At 60.2% G+C, this 19943-nt stretch carries 12 protein-coding genes and 1 pseudogene; 8 read left to right on the top strand and 5 right to left on the bottom strand.

Going from position 1 to position 19943, the window contains the following annotated elements:
* The first annotated feature begins 232 nt into the window (after positions 1-232).
* The 8 genes from BJP61_RS11490 (at position 233) to BJP61_RS11455 (ending at position 13414) form a co-directional block, all read left to right on the top strand.
* Positions 233-2047, top strand: coding sequence for a cellulose synthase catalytic subunit (locus BJP61_RS11490; protein ID WP_038862953.1), 1815 nt, complete (start codon positions 233-235; stop codon positions 2045-2047).
* A complete protein-coding gene (locus BJP61_RS11485) occupies positions 2044-3384 on the top strand; it encodes a DUF3131 domain-containing protein (protein ID WP_075193123.1) in 1341 nt (446 codons plus the stop codon). Before BJP61_RS11490 ends, BJP61_RS11485 begins: the two co-directional genes overlap by 4 nt.
* Positions 3381-4931: a DUF3131 domain-containing protein gene (locus tag BJP61_RS11480; RefSeq protein ID WP_151030345.1), complete on the top strand. Its 1551-nt coding sequence runs from the start codon at positions 3381-3383 to the stop codon at positions 4929-4931. The genes BJP61_RS11485 and BJP61_RS11480 overlap by 4 nt, the downstream gene beginning before the upstream one ends.
* Positions 4916-6313 carry a DUF3131 domain-containing protein gene (locus tag BJP61_RS11475; RefSeq protein ID WP_075193124.1) on the top strand — a complete coding sequence of 466 codons (1398 nt, stop codon included), beginning with the start codon at positions 4916-4918 and terminating at the stop codon, positions 6311-6313. The genes BJP61_RS11480 and BJP61_RS11475 overlap by 16 nt, the downstream gene beginning before the upstream one ends.
* Positions 6310-6747: a globin gene (locus BJP61_RS11470; protein WP_038862949.1), complete on the top strand. Its 438-nt coding sequence runs from the start codon at positions 6310-6312 to the stop codon at positions 6745-6747. Before BJP61_RS11475 ends, BJP61_RS11470 begins: the two co-directional genes overlap by 4 nt.
* On the top strand, positions 6744-9422 hold the full coding sequence (locus BJP61_RS11465; protein ID WP_161581711.1) for a response regulator: 2679 nt from the start codon (positions 6744-6746) through the stop codon (positions 9420-9422). Before BJP61_RS11470 ends, BJP61_RS11465 begins: the two co-directional genes overlap by 4 nt.
* Positions 9422-11629 (top strand): sugar-binding domain-containing protein, encoded by a 2208-nt coding sequence (locus BJP61_RS11460; protein WP_161579641.1) that lies wholly within the window; start codon positions 9422-9424, stop codon positions 11627-11629. The genes BJP61_RS11465 and BJP61_RS11460 overlap by 1 nt, the downstream gene beginning before the upstream one ends.
* 201 nt (positions 11630-11830) lie before the next feature.
* A complete protein-coding gene (locus BJP61_RS11455; RefSeq protein ID WP_237584643.1) occupies positions 11831-13414 on the top strand; it encodes an alpha,alpha-trehalase in 1584 nt (527 codons plus the stop codon).
* An 88-nt stretch (positions 13415-13502) separates the two neighbouring features.
* On the opposite strand, the gene BJP61_RS11450 is transcribed toward BJP61_RS11455, so the two are convergent.
* The 5 genes and pseudogenes from BJP61_RS11450 to BJP61_RS11430 form a co-directional block, all read right to left on the bottom strand.
* Positions 13503-15482 carry an autotransporter domain-containing protein gene (locus BJP61_RS11450; protein ID WP_171998363.1) on the bottom strand — a complete coding sequence of 660 codons (1980 nt, stop codon included), beginning with the start codon at positions 15480-15482 and terminating at the stop codon, positions 13503-13505.
* Positions 15483-15774: 292 nt separating this feature from the next.
* Positions 15775-17226: a tagaturonate reductase gene (locus BJP61_RS11445; protein WP_171998362.1), complete on the bottom strand. Its 1452-nt coding sequence runs from the start codon at positions 17224-17226 to the stop codon at positions 15775-15777.
* Positions 17227-17343: 117 nt separating this feature from the next.
* Complete coding sequence (locus tag BJP61_RS11440) at positions 17344-17871, bottom strand: GNAT family N-acetyltransferase (RefSeq protein ID WP_075193130.1); 528 nt, start codon at positions 17869-17871, stop codon at positions 17344-17346.
* Between the two features lie 88 nt (positions 17872-17959).
* On the bottom strand, positions 17960-18931 hold the full coding sequence (locus tag BJP61_RS11435) for a sensor domain-containing diguanylate cyclase (protein WP_038862938.1): 972 nt from the start codon (positions 18929-18931) through the stop codon (positions 17960-17962).
* 69 nt (positions 18932-19000) lie between these two features.
* Positions 19001-19904, bottom strand: a pseudogene (locus tag BJP61_RS11430) (diguanylate cyclase AdrA).
* Positions 19905-19943 lie beyond the last annotated feature (39 nt).

Raw genomic sequence — 19943 nt, 5'->3', positions numbered from 1 at the left:
CAGCGTTTCGCGGAAAATATATTTTCCCGCGCGGGTAATCGCAAAAGCGAAACGGCGCAAACGACCTGGTGAAATTATCCTGCTGGAAACTTTAGCGCGGGCATCTACAATCACTTCATAAACTTAAAACCAATGATCTGTTGCGCCAGAGATATTTCGCTGACGGGGAATAGTTGCCTTTGATAATTATTCCGCGCCGCTGTCTGGGTTGTGTCTGGATGATGATACCGCTATGGGCTTTTATTTCTCCCGCTTTGAAGACCGTAAACCGCCGGAGCCGTTAAAAACGCCCCGCGTCGTGAAAATTCTCTGGCAGATAATGTCCGTCGCGGCGTTGGTGCTGGGCGCAAATTATATTCGCTGGCGCTGGACCGATTCACTGAATATGGATGCGCTGTGGTACGCGCTGCCGCTGGTCATTGCGGAAACCTGCGCCTGGATAGGCACGGTGCTTTTTACCATCAACCTGTGGCGTGAGGATGATCCGCCCCAACAGCCCGCCCCGCTGGATATCAACGACTGCCTGAATCCGGATGACCGCGCGGAGCCGCGCCCGGTGCGCGTCGACCTTTTCATCGCCACCTATTCCGAAGATGTTGAGCTGGTGCGGCTGTCCATCAAAGATGCGCTGAAAATCCGCTATCCAGGCCCGCTCGATTACCGCATCCATGTCCTGGACGATGGCCGCCGCCCTGCGATGCGCGCGGTCTGTGAGGAAGAAGGCGTTAACTACATCACCCGCGAAACCAATATCGGTTTTAAGGCCGGTAACCTGCGTAACGGCCTGGAGCAGACTGACGGCGATTTTATCGTGATTTGTGACGCCGACACCCGCGTATTCCCGACGCTGCTTGAACATACGCTCGGCTATTTCCGCGACCCGGACGTCGCCTGGGTGCAGACGCCGCAGTGGTTTTTCGATTTGCCCGAGGGCGAACGGCTGCCGCGCTGGCTGGCGCGCAAAGCGGGCAAGCCGGGCTATGCGCTCGGCTGGCTGTCGGAGAAAATCGTCGGCCCGGTGACTATCGGTCGCGACCCGTTCTTCAACGATCCGCGCATGTTTTATGATGTGATCCTGCGCCGGCGCAACTGGGCGAACGCGGCTTTTTGCTGCGGTGCGGCGTCGGTGCATCGCCGGGAGGCGATTATGCAGGCGGCGCTGCGCAGTTATGTCTGGACGGTGGAAGAAGAAATCGACCGCCACACGCGCGACATCCGCGACCCGTCGATGCGTGAAGCGCTCCAGGACGCTATGCGCCCGCATGTGCTCTATGATACCGAGCTGACGCCTTATAAATTCCACGTCTCGGAAGATATCTATACCTCTATCGTATTGCATGGCGACAGCGCGCGTCGCTGGCGCTCGGTGATGCATCCGCGCATCGAATCGAAAATGCTCTCGCCGCAGGACATGCTGACCTGGATTATCCAGCGTTTTAAATATGCCGCCGGCTCCCTCGATATTCTGTTTCACGACAATATTTTCAGCCGCCGTCGCTTTAAGCTCTCGCTGCCCCAGACGCTGATGTACGCCACCACATTCTGGTCTTATCTCGCCTGCGTCTGGAATACCGTGTTTCTGGTGTCGCCGCTAATCTATCTCTTTACCGGCATTCCCCCCGTTTCCGCCTGGTCGACGCCCTTTTATCTGCATTTTCTGCCCTTTTTTATCGTCTCGGAGCTGGCGTTTATGTTCGGTACCTGGGGGATTTCGGCGTGGGATGGCCGCGCCTCGTATCTGGCGTTCTTCTCCATGAATCTCAAAGCGCTGGATACGGTGCTGCGCGGCGAGCAGATCAAGTTCCACGTGACGCCGAAAGAGCGCCAGACCGGGCGCTTCCTCTACCTGGTGAAGCCGCAAATCGCCATTGTGGTGCTGACGCTTGCCGGGCTTATCTGGGGCGGTATTCAGGTGGCGCGCGGCGCGGTGGACGATCCGTCCGGCTATGTGATTAACATCTTCTGGGGCGCGGTGAATATCGCCGCCATGCTGCCGATGATTATGGCCGCCATGTGGCAACCGGCGGATGAGGAGAGCGGCGCATGAAAGTCACCGACGCCCTGCTGAGCGCGCGCAGCTATATCACCATTCTGGTGGGCTTTTTGATTGGGTTCGCCGTCGTGGTCTGGGTTGAACGCCAGATGCCGACGCGCGTGGAGAGCAGCAGCGGCATTACGCTTAGCGAAGATTTCCCGCCGCTGCCGCAATCGCGCCAGCTCACCTTCGACGAAGCCGTGTGGGCGCGCGTCGCCTGGCAATATTTTGTCAACAATACCCGCCCCGACGGCCTGGTGAACGCCCAGGACGGCGCGCCGTGGTTCAGCCTCTGGAGCACCGGCAGTTACCTGCTGGCGGCGGTCTCCGCCTACCGCCTGGAGGTGATCACCCGCGACGAGTTTGACGAGCGCGTCACAGAGGCGCTGTATGCGCTCGGCGAACTGCCGCTCACACCGCAGGGCCTGCCAGCCGCTTACTACCGTGCAGAGTCGCAGGAGATTTTGGGCAAGCCCGAGAGCAGCGCCATTGGGGCCGGACGCTTGCTGATGGCCTTACAGGTGCTGCTGTGGCACTACCCGCAGCATGCGCCCGCCGTGACCGCGCTAATGTCGCGCTGGGATCTCGACGCGCTGTTTGTTGAGGCGAAAAATACCAGCGCGGCGCTGCCGGTGCGCCACTGGGTGATCCCGACCGACGAGCCGCGCGACAGCTTCGGCTATCGCACCTACGCAAGCCATACGCTGCGCCTGATTAACACCACGGCCGGGCTTGCCGTCACGCAGCCGCCGGAAGGCCAGAGCATGATTGATATCGACGGGATCATGGTGCCGGACGAAGGGCTTCGCACGCCGTGGGGCAAACAGCCGTCGCTGGTGAGCCTGCCCTGGCTGTTGACCGGGCTTGAGCTGGGTTTTGACGCGCAGAGCGGCGAAGTGGCGTGGCGCATCATGCAGATCCAGCAGCGCCGCAACAGCCTGCGGGTACGCAAGCCGCCCATCAGTACCGACTACGCCGAACAGGCGCCCGATTACGCAGCCGCCATTCCTGAGCGTCAGCCGGAGCGCGAACCTGGCGAAACCGCCTATGACAAAACCGCGCCGGAGCGCACGGCCATTACCTCCACCCGCTCCGCCTTCGCCTGGTACGCGCTTTTTCGCAACGGCTGGAGCGAAGCCCTGCGCCAGCAGGTGCAACCGTTGCTGGTGCCGGGTAAAGGCTGGCAGCGCGGTCTGAATCTGAATAACAGCGTGAATAACGTGATTGATGCCGACACCAACGCGGTGGTGCTGGAGAGCCTTGCCTATATCACCGGCGGGCAATTGCTCTGTCTGGGATGCCAGCACACGCCTTCCACCGCCAATGCTTCTGCGGGAGTAACACCATGACTTTGACATCTTTGCCCCAGTTTTTTCGCTTTTGCGCCTGCATTTTTTTACTGCTGGGCTGTTCGGTGACGGCCCAGGGGCGGGGCCAACTGCCCGCGAATGATTATCCGGCGCGTCACGGCGAGCTGACCGAGCGTGAAATGACCATGGCGAAAAACGCCTGGCAATATTTCGTGGTCAACTATCAGCCCAAAACCGGGCTGGTCAATGCCGTAAACCAGTATCCGTCGACCACCATGTGGGATACCGGCTCTTATATCGGCGCGCTTGTCGCGGCGCGCGAGCTGGGGATTATCGATAAAGCGGAGTTCGACCGCCGGATGCTGAAGCTGCTCGGCACGCTCAACAAACTCGATCTGTTTCGCAACCAGGTGCCGAACAAAGCCTATAACACCATTACCGCGCAGAAGGTGAACTACGTAAACAAACCCGGCGAGATAGGCTTCTCGGCGCTGGATATGGGACGCATGCTGCTGTGGCTGCGGATCGTTAAAGAGCGCTACCCGGAGTATGGCAACAGCGTCGATAACATCGTGCTGGGCTGGGATTTCACCAACGTGGTCGACCCGTGCGGCACCATGTATGGGGCTTATCTCGAAAACAATCAGCCGAAATATGTCCAGGAAGGCCGTCTGGGGTATGAAGAGTACGCGTCGGCGGGCTATCAGCTCTGGGGTTTTAACACCTGCCAGGCGAACCGCCCGGAGCCTTACGCGCTCGCCGATATCTATTGCGTACTGGTGCCGTATGACTCCCGCGACCCGCGTCGCACTAATCAGCATAACTACGTGGTCACCGAATCGTACCTGCTCTACGGGCTTGAGATGGGCTGGGATACCGCCAAAGACCGCGACGACAGCCCGAATAATTTCACGCACCCGTGGATGAAGGATTTCGCCGACCGCGTCTATCAGGCCCAGGAGAACCGCTACACCATCACCGGCGTGCTGACTGCCCGCTCCGAGCATCAGCTCGATAAATCTCCCTACTTCGTTTACGACACCGTGTTCAGCGACGGTTTCAACTGGAACACGATTACTGATAAAGGCCAGTACGTGCCGCAGGTGGCGGCGGTGTCGCTCAAGGCGGCGCTCGGCATGTGGGTGCTGTGGGATTCGCCCTACACCGACCGTCTTTTTACCACCATCGAGAACGCCAACGATCCGAAACAGGGCTACTACGAAGGCATCTATGAAAACGGCGACGGGACCATTAACGCCTTCACCGGTAACAACAACGGCATCATGCTCGAAGCGCTGCTGTATAAAAAACAGGGCAAGCTGATGCGCTTTAACACCAACGATCCGAAGAACAAAGATTACGCGCCGTCATTGTGGGAGAAAAAACTGGTCGATCTGTTTGAGGACAATAACACCCGACGCAACCGTCCGTTCCTCAACATGACGCCAGGCATCCAGAACTGGTGCCAGCAGAGCGGCACGGCGGTACGCAGCAAGCCGACCTGTCAGGCCTGCCAGTGCGCCACCTGTAACGATGACGCACCAGTGAAATTGCCACCGGTAACCGCGACATGCTTAAAACAGTAAGCCGACTGCTGCTTATTCTCGCCGTTCTGGGCGCGCTCGTCGCCTGGCTTTTGCTGCGCGATGACCGCGCGGGGTGGCGCTGGGTCTCGCACGGGGGCTGGCACACCACGGCACGCATCAGCGCGCTCACGCCGCAGGAGCGCGAATGGGCCGCTATCGCCTGGCGCTATTTCGAAAATAACACCCAGGAGGCGACGGGTCTGGTGAACGGCAGCGATAAGCGTCCTGTCGCCTCGCTATGGCAGATGGGCGACGCGCTGATTGCGCTGACCGCCGCGCGTGAGCTTAACCTGGTGGATGAAAAGACGTTCGATGCGCGCCTGACCCGCCTGCTCGGCACGCTCAACCGCCTGCCATTGACCGCCCGCCAGACGCCGAACCGGCTCTATTCGACCTGGACCCCGGCGATGGTGGATTTTACCGGCAAACCGGGCGTGATGGGCTGGTCGGCGCGCGATATGGCGCGCCTGATGCTGGCGCTGCGCCTGGTGGCGCAATATCACCCGCAGTACAGCGAATATCTGGAACGCGTGGTGATCCGCTGGAATTTCTGCCCGGTCATCGATAAAGACGGCGCGCTGTATGCCGCGCAGATGCAGAGCGGGCAGCTCGCGCCGCGTGACGAAATCCGGCTCGGCGAGAGCGAATACGCCGCTGCGGGCTTTAGCCTGTGGGGGTTTTCGCCCGCGAAAGCCTGGAGCCCGCCTTCGCAGAACGTGATTATGTATGATCGCGCGCTGCCGGTGGACGCCCGCGATCCGCGTACGACCTGGCAGCCATCGCTGATTACCACGCTGCCCTACACCCTGCCGGGGCTGGAGTTCGGCTGGGAAGTGCCGGGGGTTGAACGTGACAAAATCAACAACCTGCGCGAGCGCGCCCATCTCGTTTACCTGACTCAGGAGAGCCGCTGGCAGCAGGAGCGTATTCTGACCGCCCGCGCCGATTTCAATACCAGCGCCGCGCCGTGGCACGCCGCCGACACCCTCTGGGCTAATGGCTATGCGTGGAATACGCTTGGCGACGACGGCAAAGAGTATCCGCGTCTGGCGCAGGTCTCCACCAAAGCGGTGTTCTCGCTCTGGGTGCTCTGGGATACGCCTTATACGGACGCGCTGATGCAGGCGACCCGCCTGATGTATGACGAAAAGCGCGGCTGGTATGAGGGCCGCATTGAGGCGACGGGCGACTACAACCGGTCGCTGACGCTTTCCACCAACGCTACCGTGCTGGAGGCGCTGTTTTACAAAGCCAACGGCGGCCCGCTGTTGTCCAGTGACGCCCCCGCCCCCGGCAGCTATTTCAGCCGCCGTCTGAGCGACGTGTTCAACCCCCTGCGCCAGTGTCTGCCTGGCGAAAGCCGCCCGGAGGTTCGCCGATGATGCTCTATCGGGATCTGTTTGATGAAAGCTACAGCCGTCTCTTTCCCAACGACGACAAACAGCCGTTTTTCGAACGCTTTTTTGCCCGTTTTATCCATATGACCCCGGAAACCGAACACCACTTCGCCACGGTGGATCCGCAGACGCTGCGCAAATTCGTCTATAAAAGCTTTTTCGCGATGTTAATGGTCGACGGCGTGCTGATGGTGCCCGATTTTCTGGAACGCCTGGCGCGCCAGCAGGAGAGCAATGGCGTGCGCCTGCCGCCCAACTTCTTTGCCCACTGGCGGCGAGCGATCCTGGAAACGGTAGCGGAGCTCGATCCGAACTGCGATGAAGAAGTGCTGACGGCCTGGGCGATGACCATCGCGCCGGGGCTTGAGTATATGCGGCGCCAGGCGGAGCTGAACTATAAGCCAGGGGCGCAATTATGAACGGCCACGCCTTTCCGCCAGCGCTCGACGCGCTGCCCGCCGCCCTGCTGTTTTACGATAAAGACGAGCGGCTGGTCGCCTGGAATGCCCAGGTCAGCCACTTTTATCCGGGGATCGTCGGCCATCTGGCGCACGGCGCGACGCTAAGCGCGCTGGCGGCGCAGTTTGTTAACGCCGGTTTTCAGACCGACAGCCGCAGCCGTAACGCGCTTATCGCCTCGCTGCTGGCCAACTGTCGGCAGGATGGGCACTGCGAAGTGCGCCAGCTTCACGCGCGGCGGCTCTTTATTCAGCATCAGCGTACCGCCGACGGCGGCATTATCAGCCTGCACACCGATATCAGCGCGCTCGATACCCTCCAGAGTACCCGTCAGCTGCTGCATGACGATTTCCTGCTGGCCGCCGAGTCGATTCATATCGGCATCTGGGACTGGCAGGTCACCACCGACGCCCTGCACCTTAACGACGCCTTTCTGAACCTGCTGGGCGAGCCGCGCGGGCAGTTGCAACACAACAGCCGCTTTTTACTGGGGCTTATCCATCCCGAAGACCGGGATCTGCTGAAAAACGCCATGCAGCGCGCCAGCGAACACCAGATGCCGGTGTTTGAATGCGAAATTCGCGTGCAGCATCGCAGCGGTAAATGGCTCTGGATGCTGCTCTCCGGGCAGATAATCGCGCTAACCGTCAGCGGCGAAATTGAGCGGTTAATCGGTACGCTCCAGGATATTACGCGCCGCAAAGAGGCGGAGCTTATCTCCCGCGAGGCGGCCAACGCCGCACGCGCCGCCAGTGAAGCTAAAAGCGCGTTCCTGGCGAACATGAGCCATGAGATCCGCACGCCCATGAATGGGATCCTCGGCATGACGCAGCTGTGCCTGGATACCGATCTCAACGCCGAACAGCGCGAATACCTGACGCTGGTGATGAGCTCCGCGCAGTCGCTGCTGCATATCATTGATGACATCCTCGATTTCTCCAAAATCGAGGCGGGTAAAATTGTGCTGCATGAAGAATATGTGGCGCTGCGGCCCTTTATTCAGTCGCTGGTGCGCCCGCTGATGCCGCTCGCCAGCGAAAAACAGATAGAGCTGCTGGTAGATGTGGACGAGCGCGTGCCGGAGATGATGCGCGTCGACGTCGTGCGGCTGCGCCAGGTGCTCACCAATTTGCTCAGCAACGCGCTGAAATTCACCCCTCAGGGCGAGATCCTCCTCGCCGTCGCGCCCGGCGCGCAGCCCGGTGAATGGCGTTTTCGGGTGCGTGACAGCGGCATCGGCATTCCGCCGGAAAAACAGCAGGTGATTTTCGAAGCCTTCAGTCAGGCCGACACCTCAACAACGCGCCGCTACGGCGGTACCGGTCTGGGGCTGACGATTTCCGCGCGGCTGGTGGCGATGATGGGCGGCAAGCTGACTGTGGCCAGCGAGCCGAACCAGGGCAGCGAATTCAGTTTTACTCTGCCGCTGCAAAGCGCGGCGCAGACGACGCCGGACGTGCAGCCGCTGACGCACTTTAGCGGCGAGCGGGTGCTGGTGGTGGACGATAATGCCACCAACCGCCGCCTGATGCAGGCGATGCTCAATCAGCTTGGCTTAAACCCGATCTGCGTTTCCGGCGCTGCCGGCGCGCTCGCCCTGCTGGAGACCGACAGCGATTTCCCCGTGATCGTGCTCGACGCCCAGATGCCGGAGATGGACGGCATCTCGCTCGCGCTCGAGATCTCCGTACTGCCTCAGGCGTCGCGCAGCAAAATTATTATGTTGAGCTCCATGAGCCGCGACCTGGATCTCTCGACGCTGCGGCGCACCGGCATTGCCTGGTATCTCAATAAACCGGTCGACCAGCATGAACTCGCCCGTGCGCTTGGCGAAGCGCTGAGCCCCGATCTGGCGCCATCCCCCGCGCCGGTGGCGGTCGCGCCTGCGCCGGTGCTGGCGGAAAGCGCGCCGATGCGCATTCTGCTGGCAGAGGATAACCCGGTAAACCAGCTACTGGCGGTGCGGCTGCTGGAGAAACTCGGCCATACGTGCGTGACGGTGGATAACGGCCTGCTGGCGCTGGAGCAATGGCGTCAGGGCGGCTGGGATATTTTGCTGATGGATTTGCAGATGCCGGTGATGGACGGCGAAGCGGCGATCCGCGCGCTGCGCCAGGAAGAGGTTCAGCGCGGTGGGCATCAGATGGCGATTGTGATGACCGCGCATGCGATGCAAGGCGACAGAGAGCGCTGTCTGGCGATGGGGTTTGACGGGTATCTCTCCAAACCGGTCTCTCTGGTAGCGCTGGCCGATGAGCTGTCGCGCTTCTCCCCCGGTACGCCGCCCCCACCGCCCGGCGGCCTGCCGGACGCCGCGCAGCTGCTGGCGGCATTCGACGGCGATCTGGGGCTGCTAAAAGAGCTGCTCGGGCTCTTTTCCGACGGTTTTGACGAGCTGGCGGCGCTGCTGGACGCGGCTCTGGCCAGCGGCGATGGCGAACAGGCCCACCGGCTGGCGCACAAGCTGCGCGGCGAAGCGGCGACCTTCGGTTTTGAAGGGCTGACGACGCTGTTGCAGGAGGTCGAAAGCCAGGAGCCCGGCGCGTCTGCGGCGCAGCGCGAGGCGTGGCGTCAGGCGCTCGCGACGCAGCAGCGTCGGGTGCGTGAATTCCTGATTCAACTGCTGGAGGGATAATGAAACGTCTGGCCTGTGCGGTATTTTTGCTGACGAGCGGCGCGGCGTATGCCAGCCCGACGCCTTCTGTACCCGTGCCGGTGAGCTGGTCGCTCGCGGGCGACTGGCGCGCCCATGACGGCAACGACGCCGCCTTTATCGGGCAGCAAGGCCCGGTGCGCGACTGGCGCAAACTGCGGGTGCCGGCAAACTGGTACACGGCGGGCCTCGATCATCAGGGCGTGCTCTGGTATCGCCACGAATTCACCTTGCCGCCGCTGCCGGCGGACACGATGGCGACGCTGCAATTTGACGGCGTGGATTACTTCGCCGAGACCTGGCTGAACCGGCAACCGCTCGGTAAACATGAAGGTTACTTCCAGCGTTTCGCGTATGACATCAGCGATAAGTTACAACGTCACAACAAGCTCGCGGTACGCGTTGACAGCCCGTTTGAAGATCCGAAAACCATCTGGCCTTTACATAAAACGATGGTGAAAGGCGTACTGAATCAGCACGATACCCGCCCCGGCGGCGCCTGGTCGCCGCGCGGACAGGATGCTAACTCCGGCGGCATCTGGGCGCCGGTGCGGCTGCATCTAAGCCGCGGCGTAACGGTGGATAACCTGATCCTGCGCCCCGACTGGCAACACGGGCTCGATAAACCGCAGCTGCGCGTCGAGCTGGTCTACCGCGCCACCACGGCGCGCGAGGTGGATTTAGTCTTGCGCGCCCGTCCGGCGAATTTTGCGGGCGAGCGTTTTACGCAACAGCAGAAAGTGCGCCTTGAAGCCACAGGCGCCACGCCGCAGCGCCTGACATTCACCCTGCCGATGGAAGGCGCCAGACTCTGGTGGCCGAAAGGCTACGGCTTCCCGCATCTTTATCGCGTCAGCGCAACCTTCAGCGATGACCAGGGCGTGATGGAGCAGATTGCGAGCCGCACCGGGTTGCGGCAGATAGTGGAACAGCCGGATAACAAAGGCTGGGTGCTGAACGGCAAGCGGATTTTCATCAAGGGCAGTAACTATATCGGCTCGCCGTGGCTGAGCGAGATGGATGAGAAGAAATATCGCCGCGATATTCAACTGGTGCTGGATATGAACGCTAACGCGATCCGCGTACACGGGCATGTCGCGGGCCGCCCGCTCTACCGGATGGCCGATGAAATGGGCCTGATGATTTGGCAGGATGTCCCGCTCCAGTGGGGCTATAACGACAGCGAGGCGTTCGCCGACAACGCCGCGCGCCAGAGCCTTGAGATGACCGAACAAATCGGCAACTCCCCCGCCATTATCGCCTGGGGCGGTCATAACGAGCCGCCGTGGAACTCGCCGTGGATGGAAAAACGCTTCCCGGACTGGCACAACAACCTTAACCGCGTGCTGACGGAGCGCGTGGCGGATGCGCTGGCGAAGGACAACAGCCGTATCGTGCACCGTTATTCCGCCGTAGAAGAGCATTACTGGCAGGGCTGGTATTTCGGCGTGATGACTGACGTGCTGCAACCGGCAAAAACCGGCATCATCACAGAGTTTGGCTCCCAGGCGCTGCCGAAACTCTCGACGCTCAACACCATCATCCCTGCCGACAAACGCTGGCCCGCCTCTACCCGCGCGGATGACCCGGACTGGACGGTATGGAAATACCATAACTTCCAGCCGTTCCAGACATTCAGCTTTGCCAAAATCCCGCGTGGCGAAAATATGGAGCAGTTCATTCATAATACGCAGAAATATCAGGCCGATCTGGTGAGCCTGGCGGCGGAGAGCTATCGACGCCAGCGGTATCAGCCGGTGACCGCCCTGTTCCACTTTATGTTTGTCGAAACCTGGCCGTCGATTAACTGGGGCGTGGTGGATTATCTGCGCCAGCCGAAGGCGGGCTACTATGCGCTGCAACGCGCCTATCAACCGCTGCTGCCTTCCATCGAACCGGTGACGCTGAACTGGCGGGCCGGCACGCCAGGGACGATTAAATTATGGACAGTAAACGATAGTTTTTCAGCCTGTGACGGGTGTACACTGCGCTGGCGCGTGAAAATGCCCGGCAACACCGAGCAGCAAGAGAGCAAGCCGATGACCATCCCGCCTGACAGTGGTCGCCAGGTGGCCCAGTTGACGTTCACTCCCTCCGCCCCAGGCGCGCTGCGTATTGAGTATGAAATCCTTGATTCGCAAGGCAAAACGGTAGGTCAAAACGTTTACGAGACCGCCGTCGCGCCCTGAGGCGATTAAGCACTGTATGGATAACTGGACGCCCCGTGGCGTTCAGTCTCTTCTTAAACTCTTTGCCGCCCGGTTAAAGAGCGATAGCGATTTGCTAAACTTACAGAATCTGAAACGAAAGCCGCTCTGGAGGTACGTATTAGCATGTTTCAACAGACAACACGCTTACCTTTTACAGAGGAGTTAGCTGAAAAGGTGCGTATGGACCCTGAATCTGGCGAACTTATCCCGGATACCCGCGATGTCGAGCCGCAGCCTGAGACGATCGAGGGCATGCCTGCCCCGGACGCGCTGACGCCCGCCGACCGCTACTTAGAGCTGTTTGAGCATGTTCAGGCCTCCCGTATTTTCGCAGACAGTAAAACGTTCCCGGACTGCGCGCCGAAAATGTCGCCGCTGACTATCCTGATGAACTATCGTCAGGCCAAACGCCTGCCAGGTTTCGACCTGCGCCGTTTTGTCGAAGAGCATTTTTACTTTCCGGTGATTAACACCAACCCATATGTCTCAGACCCGAACCGGACGCTGACGGAGCATATCGACAATCTATGGCCGATCCTGACGCGCCAGCCGCATGAGCATCTGGAGAACTCCTCGCTGCTGCCCCTGCCGCAAGCCTATATCGTGCCGGGCGGGCGTTTTACCGAGACCTATTACTGGGACTCCTACTTCACCATGCTCGGCCTTGCCGAAAGCGGCCGTCACGATATGTTGCGCTGCATGGCGGATAACTTCGCCTGGATGATCGAAAACTACGGGCATATTCCGAACGGCAACCGGACATATTACCTGAGCCGCTCGCAGCCGCCGGTGTTCGCGCTGATGGTAGAGCTTTTTGAGGAAGACGGGGTGCGCGGCGCGCGACGCTATCTGGATCACCTGCTGATGGAGTACGCATTCTGGATGGACGGCGCGGAAAACCTCGACGCCGGCCAGGCCTTCCGTCACGTGGTGAGAATGCCTGACGGCGCGCTGCTGAACCGCTACTGGGACGATCGCGACACGCCGCGTGACGAATCCTGGCGCGAGGACGTGGAAACCGCGAAACTCTCGGGCCGCCCGGCGAGCGAAGTGTATCGCGACCTGCGCGCGGGCGCGGCGTCCGGCTGGGACTACTCCTCACGCTGGCTGCGCGACGCCGACCGTCTGGCAAGCATCCGCACTACCCATTTCCTGCCGGTCGATCTTAACGCGTTTCTCTACAAACTGGAGACGGCTATCGCCAATGTCGCCCAGCTGAAAGGCGATCCGCTGACCGCGACGGTATTCCGTAAAAAGGCTATCGATCGCCGCGAAGCGGTGAATCGTTATCTCTGGGATGATGAACTCGGCTCGTTTCGCGATTACGACTGGCGGCGCGGCCGTCTGGCGTCGTTCTCCGCCGCCTGCGTGGTGCCGCTGTATGTCGGGATGTCCAGCTACGCACAGGCAGATCGTATCTCAACGAACATTCGCGAACGGTTACTGTCGCCGGGCGGTATCCTGACCACGGAAGTGGAAACCGAACAGCAATGGGATAAACCTAACGGCTGGGCGCCGCTGCAGTGGATGGCGATCCAGGGCCTGAAAAACTATGGCGATGACGCGCTGGCGGACATTATCGCCAATAACTGGTTGCGTACGGTGAAACGTTTCTACAATGAAAACCATAAGCTCATTGAGAAATATCACATCGCCGACTACTCGCCGCGCCCCGGCGGCGGCGGTGAATATCCGCTGCAGGACGGCTTCGGCTGGACTAACGGCGTGACGCGTCGCCTGATTGCGCTCTACGGCGAGCCGTAAAGCAGTGAACGCGTTGGCGCGAGCGCAAATCCTGCACAAAACATAAGGGCAGCCCTGCGGCTGCCCTTTTTACTGCGATGTCTGACCATCAGAACGAGGCGCTGACGCCCAGGTTATAGCGCGTCTGCTCGCCGCTGCTCAGTCCCGCCGTTTGTGACAGCGCCGCAAATGCCGAGACGTTACGGCTAAGCGCAACGCTGGCCCCTGCGGTAATATCCATCCAGTTTTTGTCATCCTGCGCGCCGTCGCGGCTGAACGTGAGCGCAGTCGATTTCAGCCCACCCTGACCGCGCCACACCGAATCCCCGAACTGATGACGATAATCCACCTGCGCGTACGGTTTCACCGGGCCAATGTCCGCGTCAAGACGCCAGCCGACGCTGCCGATTTGCGAATGGAAATTCTGGTCGCGAAAGCGCATCGCGGTACTGTCGTCACCCGCTTCGCTGTACCCATCCACATGGCTGTAATCCCAGGCGTATTGCACAACGGGGCCGGTTTTTAGCGCGTCGGTCACGGGGATATCCAGGCCCGCCGTCAGGCGCGCGCCCCAGAGCTTAGCGTCGGTTTCGCCTGTCTCGACGCGCGTCAGCGGCCCGAGCTCTACGCGACGCTGGATGTTGCGGTACTCGCCTTTAAGCCAGTGGACGTCCGCGTTGATCCAGCCAGGCCCGACATCGAGCGCCGTAAAGAGCGCCGCCTGATAGCCGCGCGCGTCGAAGCTCAGATTATCGGTTGGCCGCTGGTCATCCAGCGAACCGGCAATCAACGCGCCGACCAGCCAGTTTTCGGTAATACGGTAATCCGCGCCCAGGGTGAGATTGTTGGTGTTGGCGCTGCCGTCGGCGGTTTCATTCGCGGTAAAGCGCGCATACTCGCCGCTGTAACCACCGAACACGCCCGCGCTGCCCTGCTCGCGATCCTCACTACGGCGCTGCTGATAGCGGCTGTCGAGCGTGGCGCGGCTGTTCTGCACCTGCGCGGCGGTCGCTTTGTTGAGCAGCGCAACCTGCGCCGGCGCGGCGAGGATTGACTCGATGTAATCGGCGATAAGGCTGTGCACCTGCGGGCTCGGATGCAGGTGATCGGCGAAGAGCCACGCCTGGCTTGCGTCAAAACCGGGGCTTGACGAGGCGCAGTCGGCGGCGGAAAGCCCCGGCGGACACGCCATTCCGGCGGTATTGGTGATACCGAACTGCGTCGGGTTAGCGAGGATTTCATTGAAAATTTTGTTGATGTCGGCACGCACGATATTGCCGCCACCGCTGGCGACCAGCGCCTGCTCTTCGGTGGTGTTATAAAGCGTACTTAATGCCGACACCTGCTCTGCAAGCGTCTGATATGCGGAATAGAGACCGTCGGCCAGCGCCTGTTGCAGCGCAGGCAGCGCGCTGACCTCGCCCGCCGCCGCGAAAAACGCAGCACGGATAGCCTCCTGACGCGCCGCAAGCGTCGGCGTGGCGGCGCTGTTGAGCGAGGCGAACGCGGCCTGTAGCGCCGCAGTGTTGCCGCCGGTGCCGAGCTGAATAACGGATTCCACCATCGTCGGCGTGGCGGAGACATCCGGGACCGTTGGTACAATCACTGTTCCCGCCCCCGCGTTCAGCAGCGTGCGTACCTGCGAGGCGGCCGCCGTCGCGCTCCCCGTGACCACCGAGGTGGCCTGTAACGGGTTCAGCACCGCCGCGCCGAGATCGTTACCGCCAACCCAGTGAATGTACAGCCCGTTTTTGTCCGCCCGCCCGCCGGTCTGGCTGAGATAGCGTTGCACCTGATCCTGGGTATTGTCATCGCCCAGCGCAGGCACTGCCACGCCCCCGCCGGCGGCATAGTTATTGCCGCCGCTGTCGGATGGCGAAAGCGTGACCCCATATTTTTGGGCGAGGATTTCGTCATACAGCGGATAGCGGTCGCTGTCGAAGGTATAACGGCCATTGTTGCCGGTGTCGCTCAGGCTGTCGCCGAAGACATAAAGGTTATCCCAGGCGACGGCGGGCGCGGCGGCGCTACAGGCTAAGCCCAGCGCCAGCGCTACCCGGACAGAGAGACCAGAGAGAGGAAAAGACATACGCGCTCCTGCGTTTCACATGTTTCAGAGGTAAATGTCATAACCAGGGTTATGCGCTATTGAGTGTAGAGCGTTTCTGGAAGCGCACCGGGCAAACGCCTGGAAATGAGAGCCTGCCAGAAAAAGATGACAGTTTGCCCTTTTCCTCCTGCTGGAAATTTACCGACGCGGTGGTTGAGGTGATGGTTTTATTACTAATAATAAGAATGTTGTAACTAAAGAGTTGTACCTAAAACAGATGTGCCATAAAAAAACCCGGGCAGCGCCGGGTTTGCTCAGAGTGTCGTGTGATTTAGCACAGCGGCGCGACGGCCTCGCGCATCCCTTTGGTGAGGATAGCGTCGAGGTCGCGCGTGACCTGTTCAGCGAGGCCGGGCACGGTGGTCAGATCCTGCTCCCAGTGTTCGCAATCAGCCAGTACCACGTCCACCAGCTCGCGCAGCGAAATAGTGTTATCACCGAGTTTTGTCCAGAGCTGCTGATAGCGCTCCAGCCAGTGGGCGTCATCCTGCAACGGATACCTTTCGCCGTTGCGCTCGCCGCGATAAAACGCCACCAGCGCCGCCAGCGCGAATGTCAGGCGCGGCGGTAGCGTCCCCTGCTGCGCCTGTCCTGCCAGCAGTTGCGGCAGAATACGGGTGCGGAATTTTGTCATGCCGTTGAGCGCAATCGACAGCAGTTGATGCTTGATATACGGGTTGCGAAAACGGCTCACCACCGCGTCAGCAAAGGATTTAAGCTCGTCACGAGGCAGATCCAGCACCGGGATAATCTCATCGTGGATAGCCTTCTCCACAAAAGCGCACATCTGCGTATCATCCATCGCCTCGCCGACCGTATTCAGCCCCGCCTGGAAAGCCACCGGCACCAGCGCGGTATGCGCGCCGTTCAGGATCGCGACTTTACGCGCTTTATACGGCTTGATGTCATCCACAATCCGCACGTTGAGCGGCAGTTTATCGAGCCGTAATTCCTGCGCGAGCCACTGCGGCCCCTGGATAACAAACAGGTAAAAGTGCTCGGCGGTATCGAGAAACGCGTCGTGGTAGCCGAGGCTCGCCTCAAGGGCCGCGACTTCATCGCGCGGATAACCTGTGACGATGCGGTCAACCAGCGTCGAGCAGAACGTACAGGCGCTGTCGAGCCATGCGCTAAAGGCTTCCGGCAGCGCCCATTCGCGGGTATAACGCAGCACCAGTTCATAAAGCGCCTCACCGTTATAATCAATCAGCTCGCAGGGAATGATCACCCAGCCTTTATCCTGCGCGCCGTGACAATAGCTGAAACGCTCGAACAGCAGCCGGGTCAGCTTCGCCGGGTAACTGAGCGCGGGCGCGTCGTCAAACTTATCGCCCGCGTGATAGCTGATCCCCGCTTCGGTGGTATTGGAGAACACAAAACGGATATCCGGATTATGGGCGAGCTCCAGAAATTGATCGTACTGCGTGTAAACGGCAATCTCACGATTCACGGAGCGAATAAGTCGCGCTTCGCTCACCGCCTCGCCCTTCTCATTCAGACCGCGAATGATAGTGGTATAGAGCCCGTCCTGCGTACTGAGCGAAGGTGGGAAATCGCTGGCGATGGGACGCACGATCACCACCCCGGCATTCAGATCGGTGTGTTCATTGAGCAGATCCACCTGCCAGTCGACAAACGCCCGCAGGAAATTCCCTTCACCGAACTGAATGATGCGCTCCGGGTAGAGCGCGCCGGGAAAATCACGACGATTCAATGTTTTCACAATGTGTTCCTTGATGGATGATAAGCAGACCACGGACTGAGAATGCTCTCCACGCTATCAGAACAAACATTAATGAAACCCCGTTTCGATCAAACTGCACTGAGTTATTAAAAAATTTTATAGATGCTTAAAAAAATAGGTGGTCGAACAGGTGTCGCCATCCGGCATTAAGGCGTAATGCGGGATCTCACCGACTCGTTGCCATTGATTTCGTGAATAAAAACGTTCGGCATCGCTCCCGGTAGCGGTATCCAGCACCAGAACCGTTTTCCCGGCCTTGCGGGCTTCCTGTTCCAGCGTTTCCATCAATGCCTGCGCCACACCGCCGCGTCGCGCGCGAGTATGCACCAGCAGCTTAGAGACATCCGCCCGGTGCGGCTGGTTTTCTGGCTGATCGGTCACCAGTTGCACAGTCCCAATGACGTGGCCGCCCTCATCCAGCGCCGCCAGCACAACGCGCTCGTCCCGCGCCGCGCTTTGCGCCACGTTGAGCCAGAACGCGCGGGCTTTCTCCGGGCTGAACGGCAGCATAAAGCTCACCGAAGCGCCGCCTTCCACGCAGTTAATCAGGACATCACACAGGGAATCGAGATGAGAGGGAATTTCCGCCGCGCTGAGGCGACGCACAGTAAAGGGTAACGCCATGTTTACTCCGCCATGAGTTGTTATTAAAAGGTTAACCTGCTAATCACTATCATGGCGGAGAAACGACGCCAAAGGTCAGAGGAAAATCTTATCGTCCGGCCTTTTTATTCGCCGTTTTCATCTGATACATCTCTTCGTCGGCCGCGTTGAGAAGCCCTGCGAGCCCCTGATGCTTCTCCTCATCAAACTGCACCACGCCCCAGGAAAAACCGAGTCGCCACGGCTTGCCGCTGTCGCGGTTAAAGGCGTCGGTCTGCTCTACCAGATACTGCATCGCAATCCAGGCGCCTTTATCGTCGGTATCGTTAAACAGCACCGCGAATTCATCGCCGCCCTGGCGCGCCAGCAGATCGCTGTCGCGAAACGCGCTTTTCATCAGCGTGGCCATCGCGCTTAATGCTTCATCCCCGGCGGCATGCCCCCAGGTATCGTTGATCGCTTTAAACTCATCGAGGTCAATAAACCCGAGCGACATCGGCTCGCTACGACGACGATGGGTGGAAATGGCATACCCCGCAAGCGAGGCGAAACCGCGGCGATTCAGCAGGCCGGTCAGCTCATCGCTGGTCGCGACACTCAGCACCGTAAACTCATCTTCAACGATGGCCGCCAGATCGCGCAGCAGCATCGCGTCAGTCTCACTGAACGCGCGGGGTTCGGTATCGATAATGCACAGCGAGCCGGCAGTCGCGCCATCGGGCAGCCGTACCGGGCAACCGGCATAAAAACGAATATGCGGCGGACCGCTTACCAGCGGGTTATCGCGAAAGCGCTCGTCGCTCAACGCATCAGCAATAATCAGCGGCGCGTTGTTGAGAATGGTGTGACCGCAGAATGAGACGCGGCGCGGCACCGGCTCGGGTGCGATGCCATCGCAGGAGGCGAACCAGAGCCGCTCCTGATCCACGAGGCTAATCAACGCCACCGGCGAGTTAAAAAGGCGCTTTGCAAGCCGGGTAAGACGGTCAAAACGCTCTGTCGGCGCCGCATCTAGCAGGCCAGAATCATGCAGGGACTGAAGACGCGCCTGCTCATTAACCGGGATATCGGGTGTTTTCATTGCGCAACCTGTAAGCACTGTTTAATTGAAGCATAGCGTATCCGGCATCAGGCAAAGAGACCGCCGCCGTCAAAGCGCGTAAATACGATTTTTACCTTCGCGCCTGGCGCTGTAAAGCGCGTTGTCCGCGGCCTTCAGCCACTGCGCCGCCCCGCTCATTTCCGGTGCGGCGCGCGCGATGCCGATACTGAGCGTGCAGCGCAGCGCGCTGTCCTCAAAGACATTGACCAGCGCGGCCTGCGCCATCATCCTGTCAGCCACGGCGCAGGCGACGCCAGGCGGCGTATCAGGCAACAGGATGACACACTCATCGCCACCAAAACGCGCCACCGTATCGCCAGGCCGCGCTGTCTGGCGCAGGATATCGGAAAACGTCACCAGCAGCCTGTCGCCCGCCTCATGGCCGTAGCGATCGTTGGCGGCTTTAAAATCGTCGATATCGATAAACATCAGCGCCGCGGGCTGTCCGCTTCTGTCGCAGCGCTGGAGCGCCCTGTCGATATCGCGCTCCAGCTGTCGCCGGTTGGCGATATTCAGCAGCGGATCGGGATTTGCGTAACGCTCCAGTTCCCGTGACTTCAGACGCAACCGCTGCGCTAGCGCATGGCTCACAAAACTCAGCGTCAGCACATAGACCGCGATCAGCGGCAGCGTGGCGTAAAGCGTACGGGGCGAAACCGCCTGCGGCGAGCCGGTCGGAGAGTAAAATGGTGGCGATAACTACGGAAGTGAGCGGTGAGACCACCGTCTGGGCTATCCAGAAGCCGCCCGCCGCCGCGTCGGCCACCAGGTGTTGCCGCTCGGTTTTGGCGGGATGACGGCTGCGCCGGGCGCGAAGCCGCGCGACACCGGGCCAGAGAAACGTGTTCGCCGCCAGCAGCGCCCGTGTCCATACCGGACGATGCAGCTCCTGCAACAGGACAATGAGCGGGATAAAGCTGAGCGTGGTGCCCAGCTGGCGCATAAAAAACATGCGCCTGACAAACCTGAGCGCAGAGGAAGGCTGATGACG

This window comes from Cronobacter sp. JZ38, from assembly GCF_008932145.1.
GTDB lineage: Bacteria > Pseudomonadota > Gammaproteobacteria > Enterobacterales > Enterobacteriaceae > Cronobacter > Cronobacter muytjensii.
This window is presented reverse-complemented; position numbering and strand designations above follow the sequence as displayed.

Bases quoted from the DNA above. Each gene is read 5' to 3' on its own strand.
- BJP61_RS11435 (WP_038862938.1), bottom strand. From the start codon at position 18,931: ATGAAAACACCCGATATCCCGGTTAATGAGCAGGCGCGTCTTCAGTCC.
- BJP61_RS11470 (WP_038862949.1), top strand. From the start codon at position 6,310: ATGATGCTCTATCGGGATCTGTTTGATGAAAGCTACAGCCGTCTCTTT.
- BJP61_RS11485 (WP_075193123.1), top strand. From the start codon at position 2,044: ATGAAAGTCACCGACGCCCTGCTGAGCGCGCGCAGCTATATCACCATT.
- BJP61_RS11480 (WP_151030345.1), top strand. From the start codon at position 3,381: ATGACTTTGACATCTTTGCCCCAGTTTTTTCGCTTTTGCGCCTGCATT.
- BJP61_RS11475 (WP_075193124.1), top strand. From the start codon at position 4,916: ATGCTTAAAACAGTAAGCCGACTGCTGCTTATTCTCGCCGTTCTGGGC.
- BJP61_RS11440 (WP_075193130.1), bottom strand. From the start codon at position 17,871: ATGGCGTTACCCTTTACTGTGCGTCGCCTCAGCGCGGCGGAAATTCCC.
- BJP61_RS11460 (WP_161579641.1), top strand. From the start codon at position 9,422: ATGAAACGTCTGGCCTGTGCGGTATTTTTGCTGACGAGCGGCGCGGCG.
- BJP61_RS11490 (WP_038862953.1), top strand. From the start codon at position 233: ATGGGCTTTTATTTCTCCCGCTTTGAAGACCGTAAACCGCCGGAGCCG.
- BJP61_RS11455 (WP_237584643.1), top strand. From the start codon at position 11,831: ATGGACCCTGAATCTGGCGAACTTATCCCGGATACCCGCGATGTCGAG.
- BJP61_RS11450 (WP_171998363.1), bottom strand. From the start codon at position 15,482: ATGTCTTTTCCTCTCTCTGGTCTCTCTGTCCGGGTAGCGCTGGCGCTG.
- BJP61_RS11465 (WP_161581711.1), top strand. From the start codon at position 6,744: ATGAACGGCCACGCCTTTCCGCCAGCGCTCGACGCGCTGCCCGCCGCC.